This window comes from Variovorax sp. NFACC27 (assembly GCF_048301545.1).
Taxonomy (GTDB): domain Bacteria; phylum Pseudomonadota; class Gammaproteobacteria; order Burkholderiales; family Burkholderiaceae_C; genus Variovorax; species Variovorax gossypii.
Window position 1 is genome coordinate 5,336,253 of record NZ_CP157613.1, and the last position, 23,613, is coordinate 5,359,865.

Here is a 23,613-nt window from a genome sequence, read left to right on the forward strand (position 1 = left end):
GTCGGCGCGGTCAGTCCGCGCGCAGCAGGGCGAGCAGTTCGTCGCGGTGAGGCTGGGTATCGAGCCAGGCGCGGATGCGGTCCAGCTCGTCGATGCATTCGTCGCCGTAGCGACGGCGCAGCGCGGCAACGCGCGCGCCGCGCACCTCCTCGGTCTGCAGGCGGCGCTGCCAGCCGTCGGACAGCAGCTCGTCGAGCCGGCCGGCAAGGCCGCGGCTGACGATGGCGCGCCACTCGCCCGGGTCGAACCAGAGGTTCTGGCAGTTCACGCAGCGGTCGATGCGAAAGTCGGGGCCCGCGCTCACGCGCAGGCGCTGCATCAGGCGATCGCATTCGGGGCAGTGCCGCACCGATGCGGCATCGAACACCTCGATGATCTCGTCGTCGACCGCATGCGGCACGCGGCTTTCGTCGGCGGCCTTCCAGGCGCGCCAGTCCTCCATGTCCATGACCATGCCTTGGCAGTCGCCGCACTGCACCGCGAGCAACGCCTCGGCCAACGCCACGGCCCGCATCGGCGAGTGCGCTGCACAGCTGCACTTCAGGTTCGCGTTCATCGCGCTTCCCCGGCACCGTTGCGGAAGGTCGAAACCAGGTTCTGCAGCGCGCTCTTCTGGCTCTCGTTGCCATGGCTGGCGATCTTGTTCATCAGCGCAGCCACGCTGAGATTCTGGACCTCGCCCGACGAGCTGCCCAGCGCGCCGACGATGTCGCGCAGGTCCTTCACCACGTCGCGTTCGCCGGAGAGCTGGTCCTTGAAGGCGACCTGCAGCGCATTGCTCTTGGAGATGACGCCGTCGATGCCCTTGCCCACCGAGAGCGAACGCACGAAGCTGTCGAAGTAGTCGCCCTGCCCGCCCACGATGTCGATCTTGGCGTTGCCCAGCGCGGTGCCCAGCACCTCGGCCTGTTCCTTGGCAATGGCGGTCTGCGCGTCGATGCCCTTGAGGGTCTCGATGTGCGACTTCTCCAGGCGCATGCGGAATTCCTCGTGGTCGCGCGTCTCGGGGCTCATGGCCTTCATGGCCTCGAACTTCTCGTGCAGGCCCTTCGCCTCGGCACCGAAGCGCGCCTCGATGACCTGCGCATCGGCCTGGCCCGACTTGAGCGTGGCCTCGGCATCGGCCGTGCGCACGTTGACCTCGGCGAGGCCGAGCTTCTCCTTGCCCGAAGCCTCGGCCTCGAACTTGGCGCGCATGCCGGCGGCTTCGGCCTGCGAGCGGGCCTCGATCACCTGCGCGTCGGCCTGGCCGGCCTTGAGGATCGCGTCGGCATCGGCCTGACGCACGTGCACGTCGGCAAGGCCCAGCTTTTCCTTGCCCGAGGCCTCGGCCTCGAAGCTGGCGAGCTTGGCCTGCGCGGTGGCGATCTCGACCTTGGCGGCGGCCAGCCCCGGCGCGGCCGAGATGGCTTCCACGCCTTCGGCTTCGCGCTTCTTCGATTCAGCCTCGCGCTCGGCCACCTTCAGCTTGGCATCGGCCAGAGTGAGTTCTTCAGCAGCCTTGTGACGGGCGCGCTTTTCCTGCGTCTCGGCAGCCTTGAGGTCGAGCACCATCTTCTCGTCGGCCTGGCCCTCCGCCATGATGACGACCGACTTCTTGGTGCGCTCGGCCTCTGCGACCACGCGCAGTTCCTTGATGGCTTCTTCCTGCTCGGCCACCGTGCGCTCGACCACGATGCGCTCGCGGATCACGTCGGCAATGGCCTTCTTCTGCACTTCGACGGCCTTGTCCTTCTCGATGCGCTGCAGCGTCACTTCCTTCTCGCGGTCGACGATCTCCAGGTCACGGGCACGGATGACCTTTTCCTCCTCGACGGCCACCGCGCGCTTGCGGTTGTTCTCGGCCACTTCCTTCTCGCGCTGCACGTTCTCCTGCTGCACCGACACCGACTGCTCGGCGAGCAGGCGGGCGGTTTCGGACTTGGTGCGCTCCTCGGCCTGGATCTTGGCGGTCTCGGCCTCCTCGCGGGCACGCACGCTGGCGATCTCGCGCTGCTGGCGCGCGGTGGCGTCGGCCTGCTGGCGCTCGAGTTCGAGCAGGGCTTCCTGCGTCTCGACGTTCTTCTTCTTGATCTGCATTTCCTCGTTGCGGCGCAGCTCGTTCGTGCGCACGTGCTCCACGGCCGTGAGCTCGGTGATCTTCTTGATGCCCTGCGCGTCGAGGATGTTGTTGGCGTCGAGCTCCGACAGCGGCGTCTGCTCGAGGAAGTCGATGGCCGCGTCCTCCAGCACGTAGCCCGAGAGGTCGTTGCCGATCTGGCTCACGATCTGGTCGCGGAAGTTGTCGCGCGCCTGGTAGAGGTCGACGAAGTCCATCGACTTGCCCACCGTCTTCAGCGCTTCGGAAAACTTGGCGGAGAACAGCTCCTCCAGCGTCTCGTGGTTGGAGGCCCGGGCGCAGCCGATGCCCTGCGCCACCTTCAGCACGTCGTCGGCCGTCTTGTTCACGCGCACGAAAAACTTCACCTTGATGTCCGCGCGGATGTTGTCGCGGCAGATGAGGCCCTCGTTGCCCGAGCGGTCGATCTCGATCGTCTTGACCGAGATGTCCATCAGCTCGGCCTTGTGGATGATCGGGTAGACCATCCGACCGGTGAAGGTCACTTCGGGCTCCGCGCGCAGCGTGTTCACGATGAGCGCGTGGCCCTGCTCGATCTTGCGATAGAACTTGGCGAACATCGCGAACAAGCCGAGGATGACGACGGCCAGTATGACGATGGCGAAGATGATGGGCTCCATTTTTTCTCCAGAAATGCTTGAGAGCGAAAGAAACGGGTAAAGGGTGTGCGGCGCGCCGCCCGGCAGCGCGCGCTCAGGCGGAGGTGTCGTCGTGCGCCGCGATGAGGTAGCGCCCGGCGACCTCGTCGTATTCGACGATCAGCGCCTGCGAACCGCGCTTGAGCGTGTTGGGCGTGGTGGCCCATACGCGGATGTTCAGGCTGGCGCCGCGCCGCGCGACCTCGGCGCGGCCGTCCTTCTCGTTGACCACGCCGGTCACTACGCGGCAGAGCTGGCCGACGAGGGCCGCATTGCTCACGGCCGTGTGGCTCACGAACAGGCCGCGCAGGGGGCGGATGGCAACGGCCGTGATCGGAATGGCGATGACCGCGCTGGCCACCAGCAGTGCGGTGCCGGCCAGCAGCTGCAGGGGCATGGTCGGCACCAGCGGCAGCAGCCATTCGCCGCCGAGGCAGGACACGGTCCACGCGACGAGCACCAGCAGGCTCACGGCCACCGAGAACGGCACGCCGTTCAGCCCAAGGGCCACGACGTAGCTGGCCAGTTGCCCTATGTCGCTGGTGTCGCCGTCTGCGTGCGTGTGCACGTCGACGTCGACATCCAGGCCGCTGTGTTCGATGTCGACCATTCCGAGCATCGCGAGCACCCAGTAGATCACCACGACGCCCAGCAGCACCGTGTAGATCGCGGTCGGGTACCCCGTCACCGCTCCCATGAAATCGCCCATTGATCCTCCCGCGTACGGGTTGTTGTCAGTTGTTCTGTTTGCTGCTGCGAACCGGCGTCCTCACGCCGGTGTTGTTCTTCTTCGTTGCCGCGGCCGGCTTGCCCGCGAAGGCAATCAGGTCGCGCGTGGCCCTCTCCTTGATGGCTAGTCTGTCGTCTGCGGCGAGGCCGTAGCGCTTCGCCAGGAATTCATAGTCCGCGGCGTTCAGCGACACCGTGAGGCGCGGCCGCTTCGGCTTCGAGGTGGTGGCGAGGCCGAGCACCTGCCGGATCTGGTCCGAGGTGGAAACGTGTTGCTTGAAGGCCGCGCTGCGCACGGCCTCGAGCACGGCCTCTTCCACGTCGAACGCGACCTGCACGGCGCGTATCGCCTCGTCCGAACCCTGCCAGCGAACCGGCTTGACGCGCATGATGCCTATTGCGCCTCGGGACCCGAGGGCTTGTTGGCCTGGCGGGCGCGGATGCGCTCCATCACCTTGCCGGTACGGTCGGCGTCGCTGCCGATGCCCGCGGCAGCCAGCTTCTTCTCGAGCGCGCCGTGACCGAACTCGTCTTCGAGCTGCTTGCTGGCCGTCATGCGGTCGGACAGGTCTTCGTGGCGCGCGCGGATGCGCTCCAGAGATTCGCGCGCATTGGCCAGCCGCGAGCCGCCGCTGCCGATGTTCTCGGAGATCGACTGCGTGGCGCGGTAGACGCTCTCGGTGGTCTTGGCGATGCCGATCTCGCGCTCGTGCTCGCGGATGCGGGCCTCGGCGGACTTGATCAGATCCTTGAGCTTGGACACCTGCAGCGCGTAGGAGGCGTGCGCCTTGGCCTGCTCTTCCAGCTCCTGCTCGAGCGTGCCGACCTTGGCAGCGACATCGAGCGCCAGGCCTTCCTGCGTCTTGTTGAGCGCCTCGAGCGCAAGGCCCTCGTAGCGCGCGACTTCGTTCTTCAGCCGCTCGATCTCGCGGGCCGATTGCATCTCCTTGGCCATCACGCCCGTGAGGTCGCCCTTGGCCTTTTCGATGCTGTGCTTGGCGTCGATGATTTCCTGCTCGTAGATGCGCGTGGCGTTGCTGTCGACCACGCTCTCGCCGATTTCGCGCGCGCTGCCGCGCAGCAAGGTGACGAGCTTCTTGATGACTGTCATGGGACCTCCGCTTAATTCAGGAATTCGGACAGGGCGTCGAGCGCATCGAGCGCGTTGTCGCTGAGCACCGCCACCTCGCGTGCGATGTCCTGCACGCTGGCGTCGCGGCCGAGCGCGCCGGTGAGTACGTAACGGCCGTCGACGCGACCGAAGGAAGACAAGGGAACGGAAGGATTCAGGTCGAGCAGCGATTCGAGCAGCTCGGTGCGGCGCGCCGGCTTCACTTCGCTCTCGGCCCAGAGGTAGCAGATGCAGATGATCTGCATGTCCGAACTCGTGACGAAGATCGGCAGCTCGTCGCGCCCCTCGATGCTCACCTGGATCACGGGCGTGTGGCCCGGAATGGGCTGCAGCTGCACGGACCGCCCGCCCATCTCGGCGCCTGCCAGCACATCCAGTCCCTTCAGTTGATCGAGCAGTGGTTGCATACCTCTCCTTATGGTGAATACCGTTGGAAGCGAGCGGTGCTTCGATGGATTCACTATAGGCGCGGTGACATAACATGTCAAAAATTTCTTTCGCGACACCCATGACTTTCGGCACTGGCGCCCTCTCTAGAATCCGCCGATGGCCAGCACCATCAACCCCGCGCGTGTCGATTTCGTGACGCTGCGCCTGTTCTGCGCGGTGGCGCAATCCGGCAGCATCACCAAGGGCGCGGAGGCATGCCACCTCGCGCTGTCGGCTGCGAGCCGGCGGCTCTCGGACTTCGAGGCTGCGACGGGATCGAAGCTGCTGGAGCGCAGCCCCCAGGGCATCGCGCTCACGCCGGCGGGCCATGTGGCGATGCAGCATGCGATGCGGCTCTTCCAGGGCTTCGAGCAGTTCAGCAACGAGCTCAACGACTATTCGAGCGGCGTCCGCGGCCACGTGCGCCTGTGGGCCAACATGTCGGCATTGACGGAATTCCTGCCCACGACGCTCGCGACCTTTCTCGCGCAGCACCCGGACATCCGCGTCGAAGTGGAAGAGCAGCTGAGCGGCGACATCGTTCGCGCACTCGTCGACGGCCTCGCCGATGTCGGCGTGTTCGCGGAGAACACGCCCGCCTATGGCCTGGACGTCGCGCCCTTCCAGACCGACGAGCTCGTCGTGCTGTGCGCGAAGCAGCATCCACTGGCACGAAGCCGCGTGAAGCAGACCGACTTCAAGACCTGCCTCGCGCACGAGTTCGTCGGCCTGAACCGCAGCAGCTCGCTGCTGGAGCTGACCTCCCGCGCGGCCGAGCAGGCCGGCATCCCGATGCGCCTGCGCGTGCAGGTGCGCAGCTTCGACGCGATGTGCCACATGATCGCGGCCAACCTCGGCATCGGCGTGGTGCCGCTCGCGGCTTGCAAGGCGCAGGTGGAGGCGCTCGACCTGAAGGTGGTGCGGCTCAAGGATGCGTGGGCCACGCGGCGGTTGCTGATGGCGACGAAGACGGGGGCCACTCTCTCGCCGGCAGCTCAGCTACTGGCTCGACTTCTCCTGCAGCAAGCCAACACATGACGACTTCGGAATTGCTTTTGCTTCTCGGTGCGAGTGCCCTCCTGCTCGCGACCAATGTGTACATGGCACGGCGCATTGGTGCGATCGACGACATTCCACTGCGCAAGAACCTGCTGCACATCATGGTCTGGATCCTTCCCTTTGTGGGTGCCTTCATGGCATGGACCCATCTGCCGAGGCAACCCCGCCCGACAAACGCCATTGCAAAGCCCCGGCCCGACGGTTTTTCGACGGAGGAAGCACCGGGGGATCTCGTACTCGACGAAGAGCATTCCTTCCCATTGATCGCCAACATGGAGATCGGCAACGGACTCCCGCTGCTCAGCTGGCAGGCGTTGAATGCATGGGCGGGCTCGATGAACGACGCACATCGCGAGCGCCTTGCCATCCAACGGGGACGACGCGCATGGCTGCTTCATCTCAGGGATGCGCTCGGCCCTCATTTCCATCTGTACGAATCGGAGGAAGCCTTCGTGGTGTCTTCGCTGGAAGACACCGTCGTCGTGGCGACGGCCGGGTACGTCGCGTCCACCCGGAAACGCATCCAGCGTCTTCTTTCCGGCATCGCCCGCTTCGAGGATCACCACAAGAGCATCCTGCTCGTCATCGACGACGAAGAGACGTACTACGACTACGTGTCCAACTACTACCCCGACAGCGGCGAGTTCGCCTTCAGCGGCGGCATGTTCATCGACGCGGGTTGCCCCCACTTTCTGGTCAAGCGAGCGGATCTATCCACCATCGAGCCTGTCATCGCCCACGAGATGACCCACAGCGCCCTCTCCCATCTGAAGTTGCCGAGGTGGCTCGACGAAGGCCTGGCCGTCAACACCGAAAGAAAGCTCACCGGCGTGGGCGTCATGCCGCTTGGCGAGCGCCATCAATTGCGCAGCAGGCATCTGAAGTTCTGGAACGAAACAAGAATCCAGGAGTTCTGGTCGGGCGCCTCCTTCTTCAGGACAGACGACGGCAACGAACTCTCCTACGAGCTTGCGCGCATCCTCGTGGAGCAGATGGGCCAGAACTGGGAGCTCTTCACCCGCTTCGCTTCGAATGCGAAACGCGAGGACGGCGGCGCCGAAGCCGCGAGAGCGGCCTACGACATGGACCTCGGTGCCTATGCCTGCATCCTGATGGAGCGGGAACCCGACGCCAGCTGGACGCCCGATCCGCAGAGCTGGCTCGGCGAGGAGCGGGAAGAATCTCCCGCCTGAAACTCAGTCGGTACCCACCATCACGCTCGAAGCCTTGATCACCGCATAGGCATTCGCCCCCTCGGCCAGCTTCAGCGAATCGGCCGAGTTGCTAGTGATGGTCGAGACGATCTGCACGCCGGGAGCGATCTCCAGCGTGACTTCTGTAGTGACGGGTCCGCGGACGATGGAGATGACCTTGCCGGAAAGGACGTTGCGGGCGCTGATCTTCATGGGGTGCTCCTTGGGGTTGATCGGGAAACGACCCAGTCTATCGGCGCCACGCCCTCCCCGCCCTACTTCGCTTCTTCGGCTGCCAGCACCGCCCACTCCTCGTCGGTGAAGAGCCGCGAGCGCGTCAGGAAGCGCAGGCCTTCCGGCCCCTCGAGCGAGAACATGCCGCCGCGCCCCGGCACCACGTCGATGATCAGCTGCGTGTGCTGCCAGTACTCGAACTGCGGCCCGCTGATGTAGAACGGCATGCCGCCGATGTGCCCCAGCAGCCGGTCGTAGTCGCCCACGATGAACTCGCCCTGGGCGTAGCACATGGGCGCGCTGCCGTCGCAGCAGCCGCCCGACTGATGGAACATCAGCGGGCCGTGCTTTGCGGCGAGCCTGTCGATCAACGCGAGCGCGGCATCGGTCGCGGTGACGCGCAGGACATCGCCTCTCATCAGAAGAAGCCCAGCTTGTTCTCGCTGTAGCTCACCAGCAGGTTCTTGGTCTGCTGGTAGTGGTCGAGCATCATCTTGTGGTTCTCGCGGCCGATGCCCGACTGCTTGTAGCCGCCGAAGGCCGCGTGCGCCGGATAGTGGTGGTAGCAGTTGGTCCACACGCGGCCGGCCTGGATGCCGCGGCCCATGCGGAAGGCGCGGTTCATGTCCCGGCTCCACACGCCGGCGCCGAGGCCGTAGAGGGTGTCGTTGGCGATGGCCAGCGCTTCTTCTTCGTCCTTGAAGGTCGTCACCGAGACCACCGGGCCGAAGATCTCCTCCTGGAAGATGCGCATCCTGTTGTTGCCCCTGAACACGGTCGGCTTCACGTAGTAGCCCTCCGCCAGGTCACCTTCCAGCTTGTTGCGTTCGCCGCCGATCAGCACCCTGGCGCCTTCCTGCTTGCCGATGTCGAGGTACGACAGGATCTTCTCCAGCTGCTCGCTGGAGGCCTGCGCGCCGATCATGGTTGCCATGTCGAGCGGACTGCCCTGCTTGATGGCGGCCACGCGCTTCAGCGCGCGCTCCATGAAGCGGTCGTAGATCGACTCCTGGATCAGCGCGCGCGACGGGCAGGTGCAGACCTCGCCCTGGTTCAGCGCAAACATCGCGAAGCCTTCGAGTGCCTTGTCGAAGAAGGCGTCGTCCTTGTCCATCACGTCGGCGAAGAAGATATTGGGCGACTTGCCGCCCAGCTCCAGCGTGACCGGAATCAGGTTCTGGCTCGCGTACTGCGAGATGAGGCGCCCGGTTGTCGTCTCGCCCGTGAACGCGATCTTGCCGATGCGGTTGCTCGACGCCAGAGGCTTGCCCGCCTCCACGCCGAAGCCGTTGACCACGTTCACCACGCCCGGCGGCAGCAGGTCGCCGATCACTTCCATCAGCACCAGGATCGACACCGGCGTCTGCTCGGCCGGCTTGATCACCACGCAGTTGCCGGCCGCCAGCGCGGGCGCCAGCTTCCACACGGCCATCAGGATCGGGAAGTTCCACGGAATGATCTGGCCGACCACGCCGATGGGCTCGTGGAAGTGGTACGCGAAGGTTTCATGGTCGATCTCGCTGATGCCGCCCTCCTGCGAGCGGATACACGAGGCAAAGTAGCGGAAGTGGTCGATGGCCAGCGGCAGGTCGGCCGCCGTGGTTTCGCGGATGGGCTTGCCGTTGTCCCAGGTTTCCGCGGCCGCGAGCACGGCGAGGTTCTCCTGCATGCGGTCGGCGATCCTGTTCAGGATGTTGGCGCGCTCGGTGGTCGAGGTGCGGCCCCAGGCGCCCTTGGCCTTGTGGGCGGCATCCAGCGCCCGGTCGATGTCGGCCGCGGTGGAGCGCGGCACCTCGCAGAAGACCTTGCCCGTGACAGGTGTGATGTTCTCGAAGTATTGGTTGTCCGCCGGCGCGACCCATTCGCCGCCGATGTAGTTGCCGTAGCGCTTCTTGAACGGCACCGCGGTACCGAATTTGCCCGGTTCGAGCATGTCCATGACGTTGTCTCCATGTGCAGGGTGGTGGCGCCGCGACATGCGGCGGCCGCGCGCTGAACCGCAAGCCGCGTACCCGGCGGGATCGGGACAATCCCTGAGTACTTCCGCCCGGCAACCGCCCTGGAACCACCCCGTAATCGCGTGTGGCAGCGGGTTTTCATTCGCAATCTGCGACATGTTCGCGAGAACATAGCGACTAGGATGTCGCACAAGGCGAAAACCTATCGGAGACACGCATGAGTGCTGAAGCGCAGTTGCCGTCGATCGCAGTGGCACAGGCCCGGGAGCTCTTCTTCGGGCAGGGCCGCGACCCCGCGCCGTGGATCGCGCCGCACATCTCGCGCTCCTGGCAACGCAGCCGGCCGGTGGACCATCACGCCATCGACCCGGAGCCGATGGCGCTGGGCCTGCTGAGCGAGCGGCGCGAACAGGCGGTGCGACTCCTGAGCTGTGCCCAGCCCGAGCTCGACGGCCTGGCCGAGCATGCGGTCGGCAACGGCTGCGTGGTGATCCTGTCGGACGCCAGCGGGCTGATCCTCGAGGAAATCGGCAGCGCCGACTTTCTGCCCAAGGCCCAGCGCATCGCGCTGCAGCCCGGCGTGGAATGGTCGGAGCACAACCGGGGCACCAACGCCATCGGCACCGCGCTGGCGGAGCGCGAGGCGCTGATGGTGCTGGGCGGCGAGCACTACCTGGCGCAGAACGGCGGGCTCGGCTGCGCGGCGGCGCCGATCTTCACCGGGCGCGGCGAACTGGCGGGCGCGCTCGACATCTCCGGCGAAACGGTGCGCGTGAACACCCACGCGCTGGGGCTGGTGCGCATGGCTGCCCAGCAGGTCGAGCACCGGATGATGCTGGCCGAGGCCGGCGGCCACGTGCTGCGCTTCCATTCGCGGCCGGCGCTCATCGGCACGGCCCGCGAGGGGCTGATGGTGATCGAGGGCGGACGCATCGTGGCGGCCAACCGCGTGGCGCTCGATCTCTTCGGCCGCTCGTGGAAGGACCTGCTCGACCTGGACGCCGAGACCTTCCTCGGCGCGAACTGGCCGCGCATGGAACACCGGCGCGGCCTGCTGACGCTGCCGGGCGGACGGCAGATCGCGACGGTGATGGAGCGCCCGGGCACGCCGGGCAGCGCCCGTCCGTCCGCGAGGCATGCTGCGTCGCCGGCGTGCTCCGACGTCGAGGTCGACGACGTGCAGCCGCTGCTGCACAAGGCGGTGCGCGTGCTCAACGAAGGCGTATCCGTGCTGGTCAACGGCGAGACCGGCAGCGGCAAGGAAGTCTTCTCGCGTCGGCTGCACGCCGCCAGCCGGCGCGCGGCAGGACCTTTCGTCGCCGTCGATTGCGCATCGCTGCCGGAGACGCTGATCGAGTCCGAACTGTTCGGCTACGAACAGGGAGCCTTCACCGGCGCAAAGCGCAAGGGCATGGCCGGCCGCATCCGCGAAGCCCACGGCGGCGTGCTGTTCCTCGACGAGATCGCGGAGATACCGCTGGCCCTGCAGACGCGCCTGCTGCGCGTGCTCGAGGAGCGCGTGGTCACGCCGCTGGGTGGTGGCCAGGGCGTGGCCGTCGATTTCGACCTGGTCTGCGCCACGCACGGCCACCTGCCGTCGCTGGTGGAGGCCGGTCGCTTTCGCGCCGACCTGATGTACCGGGTGGCCGGGTTCACCGTCGCCCTGCCGCCACTGAGACAGCGCGACGACCGGCGCACGCTGATCTCGCGGCTGTTTCTGGAGGCGGGCGGCGCGGCCAAGCACCTGCGGCTGGAAGCCGATGCGCTCGAGGCGCTGGCCGCCTGGCGCTGGCCGGGCAACGTGCGGGAGCTGCGCAGCACGCTGCGCTCCATCGTGGCGCTGGCCGACGCGGGCGACTCCGTGACAGCCGCATCGCTGCCCGCGCACCTGGCGGGTGACCAGCCCTCTTCTCCGCCTGGCCAGCCGCAACCGCTCGCCATGCCGCAGGTCGAGCCCCTGCAGACGATCACGCGCCACGCCATCGACGAGGCGCTGAAGGCCAGCGACCACGACGTGGCGAAGGCCGCGCGCAGGCTGGGCGTTCATCGCAGCACCATCTACCGCCATATCGCACGCCAGCGCGGCAAGCCGGCCGGGCATTGACGGGGCGACAACGGGCTTGGCCCGGGCAACGTTTCGTTATGTTTTCTAGAATACAGCGAAGCACTGTCCGAACACCCGCCCGAAATCGCTCTTCATGCTCACCCCGCAACTTCGCTGCCTCGTCGCCCTGGACGAGGAACGGCACTTCGGCCGCGCCGCGCAGGCCAACCAGGTTTCGCAGCCCGAACTGCTCGATGCGATCCACGCGCTCGAGCGCGAATACGGCCACGCGCTCGTCAAGCCCGGGCCCCGTTTCGAGGGTTTCACGCAGCAGGGCGAGCGGGTGCTGGACTGGGCGCGCGGCCTCCTGCGGCACAGCGAGGCCTTGCGCGGCGAGCTGCGGGCCTCGCGGGAGGAAGCCGCCCTCGCCCCGCTGCTGGAGCGCCGCTCCGTCTCGCCCAAGCGCCTGCGCGCGCCGGGCCCGGATCCGGAGCACATCGACCTGATCCTGCAGGCCGCGTTGCGAGCGCCGGACCACGGCGGCCTGCATCCCTGGCGCGTGGTGGAGTTCCGCGAGGCGCAACGCGCCGCGCTGGCCGAGCGCTTCGAGGCGGAAAAGCGCCGCCGCGATCCGCTGGCCTCGCCCGCCGACCTGCGCCGGGCGCGCGAGCATGCGACGCGGCCGCCGGTGCTGCTGGCCTTCGTCGTGGCGCCGCGCGCCCGCAGCAAGGTGCCGGCCCGCGAGCAATGGCTGTCGGCTGGCGCGGCGCTGGGCAATCTGCTCAACGCGGCACACCAGCTCGGCTTCGGCGCCATCGTGCTCAGCGGCGAACGCTGCTTCGACCCGGTGCTTGGCGCCGAACTGGGCGTCGGCCCCGACGAATTCCTTGCCGGCTTCGTGAGCCTGGGCAGCGTGGCCGAGGCCCCGCCGCCGCGCGGCCATGCGCTGCCGGGCAAGGTCTGGTCCGCCTGGGTGCCGCCCGCGGCAGCCACGGAACAGCCCGCGCGGCAGCCATCCGAATCCCTGAACCTGAGACTGGACATTGCCAATGACAAGACCTGAAGCCGGACGCACCGAAGCCACCGGAGCGAAGTTCTCGCTGAAATCGATGCAGAACGCGCGCGCCCTCTCGCAGCTCGCGGTGCGCCGCATCGCCTCGGGCATGCGCCCCGGCATGACGCACTCGCAGGCGCACGACCTGGCGATGGCCACGCTGCAGAAGCTGGAGATGGAGCGCAACTGGCACCCCGTCGTCATCCGCTTCGGCGAGGACACGCTGAAGACCTTCAGGGAGCAGTCCGACCCCGCTAGCGTGCTCGGCGAGCAGGACATCTTCTTCGTCGACATCGGCCCGGTCTGGGAGGGCCACGAGGGCGATGCCGGCGACACCTTCGTGACCGGCGACGATCCGCAGATGCACGCCTGCGCCGAGGCCGCGCGCACGCTGTGGCACGAGGTGGCCGACCGCTGGCGCGCCGACCGCCTCAGCGGCCGGGCGCTCTACGCATGGGCGGCCGAGCGCGCCGAAGCCATGGGCTGGCGGCTCAACCTCGACATCAAGGGCCACCGCGTCTGCGACTTTCCGCATGCCATCTACCAGGCCGGCCGGCTCGGCGACTTCGGCCTCTGCCCGACGACCGGCATCTGGATCCTCGAAATCCAGATCGCGCATCCCACCCGCCCCTTCGGCGCCTTCTACGAAGACCTGCTGATGGAGGACGACGCCCGGCCCGACAATGGCACGGCCGCCGCCGCCGAACTCGTGGCGGGCTGAACAGGGAATCCATGAAAGACGAAGCCACCGAGCAACTTTTCTCTTACGGCACGCTGCAGTTGCCCGCCGTGCAGATCGCCACCTTCGGGCGCCTGCTCGACGGGCATCCCGACCGCCTGCCGGGCTACCGGCTCGAACAGCTCGCCATCCGCGACGCGGCGGTGGTCGCGACCAGCGGCAAGACCCATCACCCCATCGTCTCTCCCAGCGCCGCGCCGGACGACGGCGTCGACGGCGCGGTCTTCGCCATCACGCCCGCCGAGCTGGCGCATGCCGATGCCTACGAGGTGGACGACTACCGCCGCGACCGCGTCGTGCTGGCATCGGGAGTGCGGGCCTGGGCCTACGTGGACGCGCGCCACCCGCCGTCCGGCGTAACCAAAGACTGACTTGCCGCTGGGTGCCGGAGCCGCCAGACTTTGTGCTGGCGCAACTCCAGCATTCATGACCACCAGCAAATCCGTACGCCGGCTGTCGGCAGTCCCGTCCACCTTGCGGATTCCCCTGGCCGCACGGGCCTCGGGCGACGCCATGTTCCCGCAGTTGGCGGTGCGCGACGCATACGCCGCGGGCATCCTCGAGCAGATCCGCGACGACGGTCATGCGCTGCCGGAAGACCGGGCCACCATCTACAGCATCCTCTCGCGCACACGGCGCTTCCGCAGCCTGGCGCAGGACTTCCTCAAGCTGCACCCCGGTGCGCGCGTGGTGAACATGGGCTGCGGCCTGAGCCACTACTTCCAGTGGCTGGACGACGACAAGTCGCGCATGACCGATGCCGACCTGCCCGAGGTGCTCGAATTGCGCCGCCAGCTGATCCCCGAGACCAACGAGCGCCACGACGTGCGCGAACTCGACCTCACGTCCCCCGGCTGGTGGGAGCAACTGGGCCTGCCGCGCAAGCGCAACGCCCAGCCGGTGTTCCTGTTCACCGAGGGCGTGCTGATGTACCTGGAGCCCGAGCAGGTGCAGGCGGTGCTAGCCACCTTCGGCGAGCGCGCGCCCGCAGGCTCCGTGCTGGCCTTCGACGCCATGTGCTGGCTCGCGGTGGGGCGCGGAAAGCAGCATCCGTCCGTGCGCGTGACCGGCGCCGAGTTCAAGTGGGGCATCCGCCGCGCGGCCGAGCTGACGCAGCCCCATCCGCGCCTGCAGCTGAGCGGCACCTACCGCGTGCTGGAAGGCATCGGCCTGCCCTACACGCTGTTCGCGCCGATGGTCATGCTGTTTCTCGGCGTGCCGCTGTATGCGCTCTATGCGCTGACGGCGACGGACGAAGCCGCCGCCGATACATAAACGCACAATTTTCCGGCGACATGGCGGATTGCCGGCTTTGTCCGGCCTGCGCTGCGCGGATTGGCTGACGCGCCAGGCGGCCGGGCGGGGTCAAGCTCGGGGGTGTTCCAGGTCATCGGGCGGGGATGGGGCGGAGAATGCTCTATCGTTCCCGCCTTCCGCCCGATCTTTCTTTCCCCTCTTCCCCAAAGATTCGCAACCCTCAAGAACCACATGCTTGATCGCCGATCCTTCCTTGCCGCCGGTGGTGCCGCTGCCGCACTCGCCGCCCTCGGACTGCCCGAAGAGGCACTGGCCGCCAACGGTCTCCAGCTGAGCCAGCCCACGCCCTTCTCCTTCGACGCGCTGGTCGCGCAGGCTAAGTCCCTCGCCGCGAAGCCGTACGCGGCCGCCGCGCCGCTGGCACCCGAGGTGCTCGACCGCATCGACTACGACGCGCACGGCAAGATCAGGTTCGACCCCGCCAACGCGCTCTTCCGCGACGGCCCGGGCGCCTTCCCCGTCACCTTCTTCCACCTCGGCCGCTTCTTCCAGACGCCGGTGCGCATGAACGTGCTCGAGAACACCGACGGCGACGCGTTCGCGCGCGAAGTGCTCTACAGCCCCTCGTACTTCTCGATGCCGCCCGACAGCCCCGCGCGTTCGCTGCCGCCGGGTGCGGGCTTCGCCGGCTTCCGCCTGCAGGAAAGCCGCCTCGGCGACCAGGGCAAGCTCGATTGGCAGAAGAACGACTGGGTCGCCTTCCTCGGCGCCTCGTACTTCCGCGCCATCGGCGAGCTCTACCAGTACGGCCTGTCGGCGCGCGGCATCGCGCTCGACGTGGCGGTGCCCGACAGGCCCGAGGAGTTCCCGAACTTCACGCGCTTCTACTTCGAGACGCCGGCCGCCAACAACACGACCTCGATGACCGTCTACGCGCTGCTCGAAGGGCCGAGCGTGACGGGCGTGTTCAAGTTCGTCATGCAGCGCACCAAGGCCGTCATCATGGACATCGATGCGCGCATCTTCGTGCGCAAGGACGTGGCCCGCCTGGGCCTGGTGCCGCTCACATCGATGTACTGGTACTCGGAAACCATCAAGCCCACCGCCATCGACTGGCGCCCCGAGGTGCACGACTCCGACGGCCTCGCCATCTGGAACGGCGCGGGCGAGCGCATCTGGCGCCCGCTGAACAACCCGACGCAGACGCGCGCCTCGGCCTTCGCCGACACGAAGCCGCGCGGCTTCGGCCTGCTGCAGCGCGACCGCGCCTTCGACCACTATCAGGACGGCGTGAACTACGAGAAGCGCCCGAGCCTGTGGATCGAACCGCTGGGCGACTGGGGCGAGGGCTCGGTGCAGCTCATCGAGATCCCGACCGACGACGAGATCCACGACAACATCGTCGCCTTCTGGGTGCCCAAGGCCGACGCGAAGGCGGGGGCCAGCTACAGCCTGCAGTACCGATTGCACTGGACCGACCAGGAGCCCTTTCCGTCGCCGCTCGCGCGCTGCGTGGCCACGCGCATCGGCCGCGGCGGCCAGCCGGGCCAGCCGCGTCCGCAGGGCGTGCGCAAGTTCATGGTGGAGTTCATCGGCCAGCCGCTGACGACCGTGCCCTTCGGCGTGAAGCCCGAGGTGGTGCTGACGGCGGCACGGGGCAAGTTCTCGTACGTCTTCGCCGAGGCCGTGCCCAACGGCGTGCCCGGCCACTGGCGCGCGCAGTTCGACTTCACGCCCGAAGGCAACGAGCCGATCGACATGCGCCTGTACCTGAAGAACGGCGACCAGACGCTCACCGAGACCTGGCTGTACCAGTACCAGCCAGGCTGACACTCAGCCCGGCGCTCAGGTGCCGGCTGATCGGATACGCCACGGGCAAACACGCGTGGCGGCGATCCGGCCCGTTGCCGGATTGTTGGTGATTCGTGAATAGACAAATCCCGCGCGCCATCTTGGTCCGCGCGAGGGTCGTGCCCAAACTTCCTCCCACCGACAACGCTGCATCGCAGCAACAACCAAGGAAGTAGTCATGACCCTCAAGCTCGACGACAAGATCGCCCTCGTCACCGGCGGCACCAGCGGCATCGGCCTGGCCACCGCGCAACGCTTCGTGGCCGAAGGCGCGCACGTGTTCATCACCGGCCGCCGCCAGGCCGAACTCGACGCGGCAGTGAAAGCCATCGGGCGCAACGTGACAGGCGTGCTCGGCGACGTGTCGAAGCTCGAAGACCTCGACCGGCTCTACGCCACCATCAAGCAGGAAAAAGGCCGCCTCGACGTGCTGTTCGCCAACGCGGGCGGCGGCAGCCTGCTGCCGCTGGGGCAGATTACCGAGGAGCACTTCGACAAGATCTTCGGCACCAATGTGCGCGGCCTGCTCTTCACGGTGCAGAAGGCGCTGCCGCTGATGCCCAGGGGCTCATCGATTGTTCTCAACGCCTCGATCACCAGCATCAAGGGCAATCCGGCCTTCAGCGTCTACAGCGCCACCAAGGCGGCGGTGCGAAGCTTCGCGCGCAGCTGGACGGTGGACCTGAAGGACGCCGGCATCCGCGTGAACGCCGTGAGCCCCGGCGTGGTGCCGACCCCTGCCTACGACCTGCTGGGCCTCACGGCGGAACAGGTGCAGGGTTTCATCGAGGGACAGGCCCAGAACATCCCGCTGGGCCGGGTCGGCACGCCCGACGAAATCGCCAAGGCCGTGGTGTTCCTGGCCTCCGACGACAGCAGCTTCGTGAATGGTGTCGAGCTGTTCGTCGACGGCGGCATGGCGCAGATCTGACGATCAGCGCTTCGTGACCGAGATCAGCTCGACCTCGAAGTTGAGCGTGGCGTTCGGCGGGATCACGCCGCCCGCGCCGCGCGAGCCATATGCGATGGACGGCGGGCAGGTCAGCTTGGCCTTGCCGCCCGGCTTCATCTTCTGCACGCCCTCGGTCCAGCACGGGATCACGCCATTGAGCGGGAACTCGGTGGGCTCGCCGCGCTTGTAGGAGCTGTCGAATTCCTTGCCGCTGTCGGGGAAGGTGCCGCGGTAGTGCACCTTGACCACGTCGGTGGCCGCGGGCGAGGCGCCGGTGCCTTCCTTGAGCGACTGGTAGATCAGGCCGCTGGACGTGGTCACGGGCGCGGACTGCGCGAACGCGGCGGGCATTGCAAGGACGGACACGAGAGCGGCACAGAAAAGAGACTTCACAGAACACCTCGAAGGTTGGGAGACCCCGATTATGGCCAGCGGTCCACGCCGCTCCCGCCATGCGCCGCCGGCCTTGTTGGAACGGCCCTTGCTTTGGCGAATGTGCACTGTCAACATTCACGAAGAGAGGAAGTCGAATGAACTCCACCACCGCTGCCGGCTCGGGCGCGTCGCCGACCCATGCCGGCACAGGCCATCTCAAGAAAGTGCTCGGCCCAGTCCAGCTCTGGGGCATCGCGGTGGGCCTCGTCATTTCGGGTGAGTACTTTGGTTGGAGCTACGGCTGGAACACGGCCGGCACGCTCGGCTTCCTGGTCGCCACGGTGCTGGTGGCCACGATGTACACCACCTTCATCTTCAGCTTCACCGAGCTCTCCACCGCCATACCGCACGCGGGTGGTCCTTTTGCCTATGCGCGACGCGCCTTCGGGCCCACCGGCGGCTTCGTCGCGGGCTTCGCGACGCTGATCGAATTCGTCTTCGCGCCGCCGGCCATCGCGCTGGCCATCGGCGCGTATCTCAACGTGCAGTTCCCGGGCATCAACCCGAAGTGGTTCGCGCTCGGCGCCTACGTGATCTTCATCGGGCTCAACTGGATCGGCGTGGGCATCGCCGCAGCCTTCGAACTCTTCGTGACGGTGCTGGCCATCGTCGAGCTGCTGGTGTTCATGGGCGTGGTCACGCCGGGCTGGACCATGGCCAACTTCGTGGCCAACGGCTGGGCCGGCGGCAGCGTGCTGAACGGCGCGGCCGTCGCGGGCATCTTCGCGTCGATTCCGTTCGCGATCTGGTTCTTCCTCGCGATCGAGGGCGCGGCCATGGCGGCCGAGGAGGCGCGCGATCCGCACCGCACCATTCCCATCGCCTACACCACGGGCATCGTCACGCTGGTGGTGCTGGCCTTCGGCGTGATGATCTTCGCGGGCGGCGTGGGCGACTGGCGCAAGCTCGCCAACATCAACGACCCGCTGCCGCAGGCCATGAAGGCGGTGGTGGGCGACAACAGCGGCTGGCTGCACATGCTCGTGTGGATCGGCCTCTTCGGGCTGATCGCCTCGTTCCACGGGATCATCATGGGCTACTCGCGGCAGATCTTCGCGCTGGCGCGCGCTGGCTACCTGCCGCGCTACTTCGCCGGCCTGAGCCCGCGCTTCGACACGCCGCACCGCGCGCTGCTGGCCGGCGGCGTGATCGGCGTCATCGCCATCTTCAGCGACGAGTGGGTGCAGTTCGGCGGCCAGACGCTCACCGCCAACATCGTGACCATGGCGGTGCTCGGCGCCATCGTGATGTACCTGATCTCGATGGCGGCGCTCTTCAAGCTGCGCCGCAGCGAGCCCGACCTGCTGCGCACCTACCGCGCGCCCTTCTACCCCGTGTTCCCCGCCATCGCTCTCGGCCTCGGCGTGGTGTGCCTGGGTGCGATGGTGTGGTTCAACGGCATGCTCACGCTGCTTTTCATCGTGCTGATGGCCGCCGCCTACGGCTACTTCCTGCTGACATCGGGGCAGCGGAGCGCCGCGGCGCCCGACGAGATGCTGTCTTCCAAAACCACCGGCGCCTGACACCGGATCCCGCAGAAAGATGCTCTACCGCACCACCATCGCCGGCCAGGTCTTCGCCTTCGAGGACCTGCGGCAGGTCATGGCCTTCGCTAGCCCGGCCCGTTCGGGCGACTACCTCGCGGGCATCGGCGCGGCCACCGCGCAGCAGCGCATGGCCGCGCGGCACGTGCTGGCCGAAACGCCGCTCAAGCAGTTCCTCGCCGAAGCGCTGATTCCCTACGAGAGCGACAACGTCACCCGCCTCATCATCGACAGCCACGACGCGCAGGCCTTCGCGCCGGTGTCGCATCTCACGGTCGGCGACTTCCGCAACTGGCTTCTGTCCGGGGCTGCCACCACCGCGACGCTGGGCGCGCTCGCACCGGGCCTCACGCCGGAGATGGTCGCGGCCGTTTCCAAGCTCATGCGCAACCAGGACCTGGTGTCGGTCGCGAAGAAGTGCAGCGTGGTCACGCGCTTTCGCGACACCATCGGCCTGCCCGGTCATCTCTCGGTACGCCTGCAGCCCAACCACCCGACCGACGACCTGCGCGGCGTGGCGGCCTCCACGCTCGACGGCCTGCTCTACGGCGCGGGCGACGCGGTGATCGGACTCAACCCGGCCTCCGACAGCATGCCCGTGCTCGGCCGGCTGCTGCACATGCTCGACGAGGTCATCCAGCGCTTCGAGATCCCCACGCAGAGCTGCGTGCTCACGCACGTGACCAACACGCTCAAGCTCGCTGACGCCGGTGCGCCGGTGGACCTGGTGTTCCAGTCGATCGCGGGCACGGAGAAGGCGAACCTCTCCTTCGGCGTGACGCCCGAGCTGCTCGACGAGGCCTACGCGGCCGCGCTGTCGCTCAAGCGCGGCACCGTGGGCGACAACGTCATGTACTTCGAGACCGGCCAGGGCAGCGCGCTGTCGGCCAACGCCAACTTCGGCGTCGACCAGCAGACCTGCGAGGCGCGCGCCTATGCACTGGCGCGACGCTACAAGCCCTTCCTGATCAACACCGTCGTCGGCTTCATCGGGCCGGAGTACCTGTACGACGGCAAGCAGATCATCCGCGCCGGGCTCGAAGATCACTTCTGCGGCAAGCTGCTGGGCCTGCCCATCGGCTGCGACGTCTGCTACACCAATCATGCCGAGGCCGACCAGGACGACATGGACACGCTGCTCGTGCTGCTTGGCACGGCAGGCATCAACTTCATCATGGGCATTCCCGGAGCGGACGACGTGATGCTCAACTACCAGAGCACCTCCTTCCACGACGCGCTGTTCCTGCGCGAAACACTGGGACTGAAGCGCGCGCCCGAGTTCGAGGCATGGCTGCAGCGCATGCAGATCACCGACGCGGCCGGCCGGCTGGCGCCGCCATCTTCCAACCGGCTGCTGGCCGACATGAGCGGGCTCTCCGCGCTCGCGCCATGAGCGACGAATCGCCCGTCACCCCCAACCCGTGGGCTCAATGGCGCTCGGCCACGCCCGCGCGGCTGGCGCTGGGCCGCGCCGGCTCAGGCATGCCCACCGACGAGACACTGCGCTTCGGCTGGGCGCACGCGATGGCGCGCGACGCGATCCATGCCGCGCTCGACGTGGACGCGCTCGAGGCGGCGCTCGCCGCGCAGCACTGGGAAGTGGCCCGCGCGCGCAGCCGTGCCGCGGACCGCACCGAATACCTGCGCCGGCCCGACCTCGGCCGCCAGCTCGACGAGGACTACGCCACCCGCCTGCTCGGCGAGCGGCGCTACGGCTGCGACGTCTGCGTGGTGATCGGCGACGGGCTCTCCTCGCTGGCCGTCGCACGCCACGCGGTGCCCCTGCTGGCGGCGCTGCGCTCGCACCTGCCACCCGACATCCGCTTCGCCCCGGTGGTCGTCGCCACGCAGGCGCGCGTAGCGCTGGCCGACGAAGTGGGCGAGCTGTTCGGCGCGGCGTTGTCGGTCATGCTGATCGGCGAGCGCCCGGGCCTGAGCTCGCCCGACAGCCTCGGCATCTACCTGACCCACACGCCCAAGCGCGGCCGGCACGACGCCGAGCGCAACTGCATCTCGAACGTGCGGCCCGAGGGCCTGCCCTACGAGGCGGCCGCGTTCAAGCTGGCATGGCTGATGCGAGAGTCCCTGCGCAGGGGGCTGACGGGCGTCGGGCTCAAGGACGAGAGCGACCTCGCGGTGCTCGACGAGCCGGGCCGGACTCCTTCCATCTCGCGCTGAACGCCGTCGGCAACGCCGGAACTGTCACGAGCGCTTCGTACGCTCGCCGATCTCTTTCGCTCGACTTTTCGTACGACTTTTCGCACACCGCATTCACTCAAAAAGGAAAAACGCAATGCAACGTCGCCTCGTCCTCCTCACGCCGCTGGCCGCGGCACTCGCGGCAACCGGCTGCGCCAGCCTGTCGGCCGCGAAGGGCCCGGTTCTCGCGCCCGGCAACTGGGACGCCTTCAACCGCTCGCAGATCGAGGGCCTGATCGCCGGCCTCGGCAAGGGCAGCCCGGGCTACGACGCCGCGAAGCCGCCGTACGTGGTGTTCGACTGGGACAACACCAGCGTCTTCCTCGACATCGAGGAAGCCGCGCTCATCTACCAGCTGGAGAACCTGGTCTTCGGCGCCACGCCCGCGCAGCTCGAAGTGGCGTTGCGCCGGAACATCCCGAAGAAGGATTTCCTGCCCGCGTACAACAACGCGGCCGGCCAGCCGGTGAACATCGACGCCGTGGTGCCCGACATCGTCGCGAGCTACACGTGGCTCTACCAGAACTACAAGGGCCTGAAGGGCGACCAGTCGCTGGCCGTGGTGGCGATGAGCCCGCACTACGGTGCATTCACCACCAAGGTGCGCTACCTCTACGAGGCCATCGGCGACACCTTCGACCATGACACGGCCTACCCGTGGGTCACCTACCTCTTCGCCGGCATGACCGAGGCGCAGGTGCGCAAGCTCACCGCCGACACGGTGGCATGGCAGCTGAAGGAACCCGTGACCAAGGTCAAGTGGACTTCGCCCGCCGCGCTGCCGGGCCGCGCGGGTGTGGTCTCGGTGAGCTGGAAGAACGGCCTGCGTCTGCAGCCCGAGATGCAGCAGCTGTACGCCGCCTTCCGCAACGCAGGCTTCGACGTGTGGGTGTGCTCGGCCTCCTTCGTCGACGTGATCAAGGAGATCTCGTCGAACCCGGCCTTCGGCTACAACAACCCGCCCGAGCGCGTGCTCGCGATGGAGCTGGAACGCGACGCCAAGGGCGTGATCCAGCCCGAATTCCGCCGCGGCTACGACCAGACGCAGGGCCCGGGCAAGACGAAGAACATCCGGCGCTTCCTGGTCAGCAAGTACGGCTACGGTCCGAGCTTCGTGGCCGGCGACAGCGAAGGCGACCAGAACATGATGGCCGACTTCGCCGATACGAAGAAGGTGCTGATCGTCAACCGCCTGCGCGATCCGAAGACCGACATCGGCAAGTTCTCCGCCATGGCGGTGCAGAACTACGGCAAGGCCGACACGCGCTACCTGCTGCAGGGGCGCGACGACAACACCGGCTCGTGGGTGAGCTCGCAGCTGCACACGCCGCTGGGCGCGGCCCAGGGCAAGGCGCTGAAGTAAGCGAGGAGAAGGAAGCGGTTGCGCGGTCTCCCGCGCGGCTTGCCTATGATGGCCCCATCAAGGCAAACCACAACGGAGACAGACATGGCTGCAGACCGCTATCCCCTCGCCGAACTGAAAGACCTGCCCGAGGACATCCGCACCGCGATCCTCGCCGTGCAGGAAAAGGCCGGCTTCGTGCCCAACGTGTTCCTCGGCCTCGCGCGCCGCCCCGCCGAGTGGCGCGCCTTCTTCGCGTACCACGATGCGCTCATGCTCAAGGAAGAAGGCTCGCTCACCAAGGGTGACCGCGAGATGATCGTCACCACCACCAGCACCGCCAACCAGTGCCTCTACTGCGTGGTGGCGCACGGCGCGCTGCTGCGCATCTACGAGAAGAAGCCGCTGGTGGCCGACCAGGTGGCGGTGAACTATCGCAAGGCCGACATCACGCCGCGCCAGCGCGCGATGCTCGACTTCGCGATGAAGGTCTGCCTGCGCTCGCACGAGATCGACGACAGCGACTTCCCGCCGCTTCACGCCCACGGCTTCGACGACGAGGACATCTGGGACATCGCCGCCATCACCGCCTTCTTCGGGCTGAGCAACCGGCTGGCCAGCTTCAGCGGCATGCGGCCGAACGACGAGTTCTTCCTCATGGGGCGCGTGCCCCGCGAGAAGAAGTAGGCAGGCAGCGCCGCCTGC

Annotated in this window: 24 protein-coding genes; 14 read left to right on the top strand and 10 right to left on the bottom strand. The window is 67.4% G+C overall.

What is annotated here, in order from left to right:
• Nucleotides 1-10: 10 nt before the first annotated feature.
• From ABL840_RS24960 to ABL840_RS24985, 6 genes are all read right to left on the bottom strand, one after another.
• Nucleotides 11-556 carry a zf-TFIIB domain-containing protein gene (locus ABL840_RS24960; protein ID WP_093200955.1) on the bottom strand — a complete coding sequence of 182 codons (546 nt, stop codon included), beginning with the start codon at nucleotides 554-556 and terminating at the stop codon, nucleotides 11-13.
• Nucleotides 553-2,739, bottom strand: a complete 2,187-nt coding sequence (locus ABL840_RS24965; protein ID WP_093200957.1) for a hypothetical protein — start codon at nucleotides 2,737-2,739, stop codon at nucleotides 553-555. The genes ABL840_RS24960 and ABL840_RS24965 overlap by 4 nt, the downstream gene beginning before the upstream one ends.
• 73 nt (nucleotides 2,740-2,812) lie before the next feature.
• Nucleotides 2,813-3,466: an OB-fold-containig protein gene (locus tag ABL840_RS24970; protein ID WP_093306614.1), complete on the bottom strand. Its 654-nt coding sequence runs from the start codon at nucleotides 3,464-3,466 to the stop codon at nucleotides 2,813-2,815.
• A 25-nt stretch (nucleotides 3,467-3,491) separates the two neighbouring features.
• On the bottom strand, nucleotides 3,492-3,875 hold the full coding sequence (locus tag ABL840_RS24975) for a hypothetical protein (protein ID WP_093200963.1): 384 nt from the start codon (nucleotides 3,873-3,875) through the stop codon (nucleotides 3,492-3,494).
• A gap of 5 nt (nucleotides 3,876-3,880) precedes the next feature.
• A complete protein-coding gene (locus tag ABL840_RS24980; RefSeq protein ID WP_093200965.1) occupies nucleotides 3,881-4,597 on the bottom strand; it encodes a PspA/IM30 family protein in 717 nt (238 codons plus the stop codon).
• Between the two features lie 11 nt (nucleotides 4,598-4,608).
• On the bottom strand, nucleotides 4,609-5,025 hold the full coding sequence (locus ABL840_RS24985; RefSeq protein WP_093200968.1) for a YjfI family protein: 417 nt from the start codon (nucleotides 5,023-5,025) through the stop codon (nucleotides 4,609-4,611).
• 139 nt (nucleotides 5,026-5,164) lie between these two features.
• On the opposite strand from ABL840_RS24985, the gene ABL840_RS24990 reads away from it, so the two are divergent.
• Both ABL840_RS24990 and ABL840_RS24995 read left to right on the top strand, forming a co-directional pair.
• Nucleotides 5,165-6,085 carry a LysR substrate-binding domain-containing protein gene (locus ABL840_RS24990; protein WP_093306616.1) on the top strand — a complete coding sequence of 307 codons (921 nt, stop codon included), beginning with the start codon at nucleotides 5,165-5,167 and terminating at the stop codon, nucleotides 6,083-6,085.
• Nucleotides 6,082-7,299: a hypothetical protein gene (locus ABL840_RS24995; protein WP_093306618.1), complete on the top strand. Its 1,218-nt coding sequence runs from the start codon at nucleotides 6,082-6,084 to the stop codon at nucleotides 7,297-7,299. The genes ABL840_RS24990 and ABL840_RS24995 overlap by 4 nt, the downstream gene beginning before the upstream one ends.
• A 3-nt stretch (nucleotides 7,300-7,302) precedes the next feature.
• Here the strand turns inward: ABL840_RS24995 and ABL840_RS25000 are convergent, their stop codons facing one another.
• From ABL840_RS25000 to adh, 3 genes are all read right to left on the bottom strand, one after another.
• Complete coding sequence (locus ABL840_RS25000) at nucleotides 7,303-7,512, bottom strand: TOBE domain-containing protein (protein WP_093306619.1); 210 nt, start codon at nucleotides 7,510-7,512, stop codon at nucleotides 7,303-7,305.
• A 62-nt stretch (nucleotides 7,513-7,574) separates the two neighbouring features.
• Nucleotides 7,575-7,952, bottom strand: a complete 378-nt coding sequence (locus tag ABL840_RS25005; RefSeq protein WP_093306621.1) for a DUF779 domain-containing protein — start codon at nucleotides 7,950-7,952, stop codon at nucleotides 7,575-7,577.
• Complete coding sequence (gene adh, locus ABL840_RS25010) at nucleotides 7,952-9,472, bottom strand: aldehyde dehydrogenase (protein WP_093306623.1); 1,521 nt, start codon at nucleotides 9,470-9,472, stop codon at nucleotides 7,952-7,954. Before adh ends, ABL840_RS25005 begins: the two co-directional genes overlap by 1 nt.
• A 236-nt stretch (nucleotides 9,473-9,708) precedes the next feature.
• On the opposite strand from adh, the gene ABL840_RS25015 reads away from it, so the two are divergent.
• The 7 genes from ABL840_RS25015 (at nucleotide 9,709) to ABL840_RS25045 (ending at nucleotide 17,367) form a co-directional block, all read left to right on the top strand.
• Nucleotides 9,709-11,595, top strand: a complete 1,887-nt coding sequence (locus ABL840_RS25015; RefSeq protein ID WP_093306625.1) for a sigma-54-dependent Fis family transcriptional regulator — start codon at nucleotides 9,709-9,711, stop codon at nucleotides 11,593-11,595.
• A 94-nt stretch (nucleotides 11,596-11,689) separates the two neighbouring features.
• Nucleotides 11,690-12,598, top strand: a complete 909-nt coding sequence (locus ABL840_RS25020; RefSeq protein ID WP_093306627.1) for a nitroreductase family protein — start codon at nucleotides 11,690-11,692, stop codon at nucleotides 12,596-12,598.
• Nucleotides 12,585-13,310 carry a M24 family metallopeptidase gene (locus tag ABL840_RS25025; RefSeq protein WP_093306630.1) on the top strand — a complete coding sequence of 242 codons (726 nt, stop codon included), beginning with the start codon at nucleotides 12,585-12,587 and terminating at the stop codon, nucleotides 13,308-13,310. Before ABL840_RS25020 ends, ABL840_RS25025 begins: the two co-directional genes overlap by 14 nt.
• A gap of 11 nt (nucleotides 13,311-13,321) precedes the next feature.
• Nucleotides 13,322-13,699 carry a gamma-glutamylcyclotransferase family protein gene (locus tag ABL840_RS25030; RefSeq protein WP_093306632.1) on the top strand — a complete coding sequence of 126 codons (378 nt, stop codon included), beginning with the start codon at nucleotides 13,322-13,324 and terminating at the stop codon, nucleotides 13,697-13,699.
• Nucleotides 13,700-13,754: 55 nt separating this feature from the next.
• A complete protein-coding gene (locus tag ABL840_RS25035; RefSeq protein WP_093200991.1) occupies nucleotides 13,755-14,603 on the top strand; it encodes a class I SAM-dependent methyltransferase in 849 nt (282 codons plus the stop codon).
• A 213-nt stretch (nucleotides 14,604-14,816) separates the two neighbouring features.
• Nucleotides 14,817-16,415, top strand: coding sequence for a glucan biosynthesis protein (locus ABL840_RS25040; protein WP_093200993.1), 1,599 nt, complete (start codon nucleotides 14,817-14,819; stop codon nucleotides 16,413-16,415).
• 199 nt (nucleotides 16,416-16,614) lie between these two features.
• Entirely contained in the window at nucleotides 16,615-17,367 is a 753-nt protein-coding gene (locus ABL840_RS25045; RefSeq protein ID WP_093306634.1) for a glucose 1-dehydrogenase, read from the top strand.
• A 3-nt stretch (nucleotides 17,368-17,370) separates the two neighbouring features.
• Here the strand turns inward: ABL840_RS25045 and ABL840_RS25050 are convergent, their stop codons facing one another.
• Nucleotides 17,371-17,739 carry an FKBP-type peptidyl-prolyl cis-trans isomerase gene (locus tag ABL840_RS25050; RefSeq protein ID WP_176947602.1) on the bottom strand — a complete coding sequence of 123 codons (369 nt, stop codon included), beginning with the start codon at nucleotides 17,737-17,739 and terminating at the stop codon, nucleotides 17,371-17,373.
• Nucleotides 17,740-17,918: 179 nt separating this feature from the next.
• Here ABL840_RS25050 and eat point away from each other — a divergent pair, with 179 nt between their 5' ends.
• The 5 genes from eat to ABL840_RS25075 all read left to right on the top strand — a co-directional run bounded on the left by eat (nucleotide 17,919) and on the right by ABL840_RS25075 (nucleotide 23,595).
• Complete coding sequence (gene eat / locus ABL840_RS25055; protein WP_093306636.1) at nucleotides 17,919-19,346, top strand: ethanolamine permease; 1,428 nt, start codon at nucleotides 17,919-17,921, stop codon at nucleotides 19,344-19,346.
• A 19-nt stretch (nucleotides 19,347-19,365) separates the two neighbouring features.
• Complete coding sequence (locus tag ABL840_RS25060) at nucleotides 19,366-20,760, top strand: ethanolamine ammonia-lyase subunit EutB (protein ID WP_093306638.1); 1,395 nt, start codon at nucleotides 19,366-19,368, stop codon at nucleotides 20,758-20,760.
• A complete protein-coding gene (gene eutC / locus ABL840_RS25065; protein ID WP_093201006.1) occupies nucleotides 20,757-21,545 on the top strand; it encodes an ethanolamine ammonia-lyase subunit EutC in 789 nt (262 codons plus the stop codon). The genes ABL840_RS25060 and eutC overlap by 4 nt, the downstream gene beginning before the upstream one ends.
• Nucleotides 21,546-21,660: 115 nt before the next feature.
• Entirely contained in the window at nucleotides 21,661-22,929 is a 1,269-nt protein-coding gene (locus ABL840_RS25070) for an HAD family hydrolase (RefSeq protein WP_093306639.1), read from the top strand.
• 84 nt (nucleotides 22,930-23,013) lie between these two features.
• A complete protein-coding gene (locus tag ABL840_RS25075; protein ID WP_093306641.1) occupies nucleotides 23,014-23,595 on the top strand; it encodes a peroxidase-related enzyme in 582 nt (193 codons plus the stop codon).
• The last annotated feature ends 18 nt before the right edge of the window (nucleotides 23,596-23,613 follow it).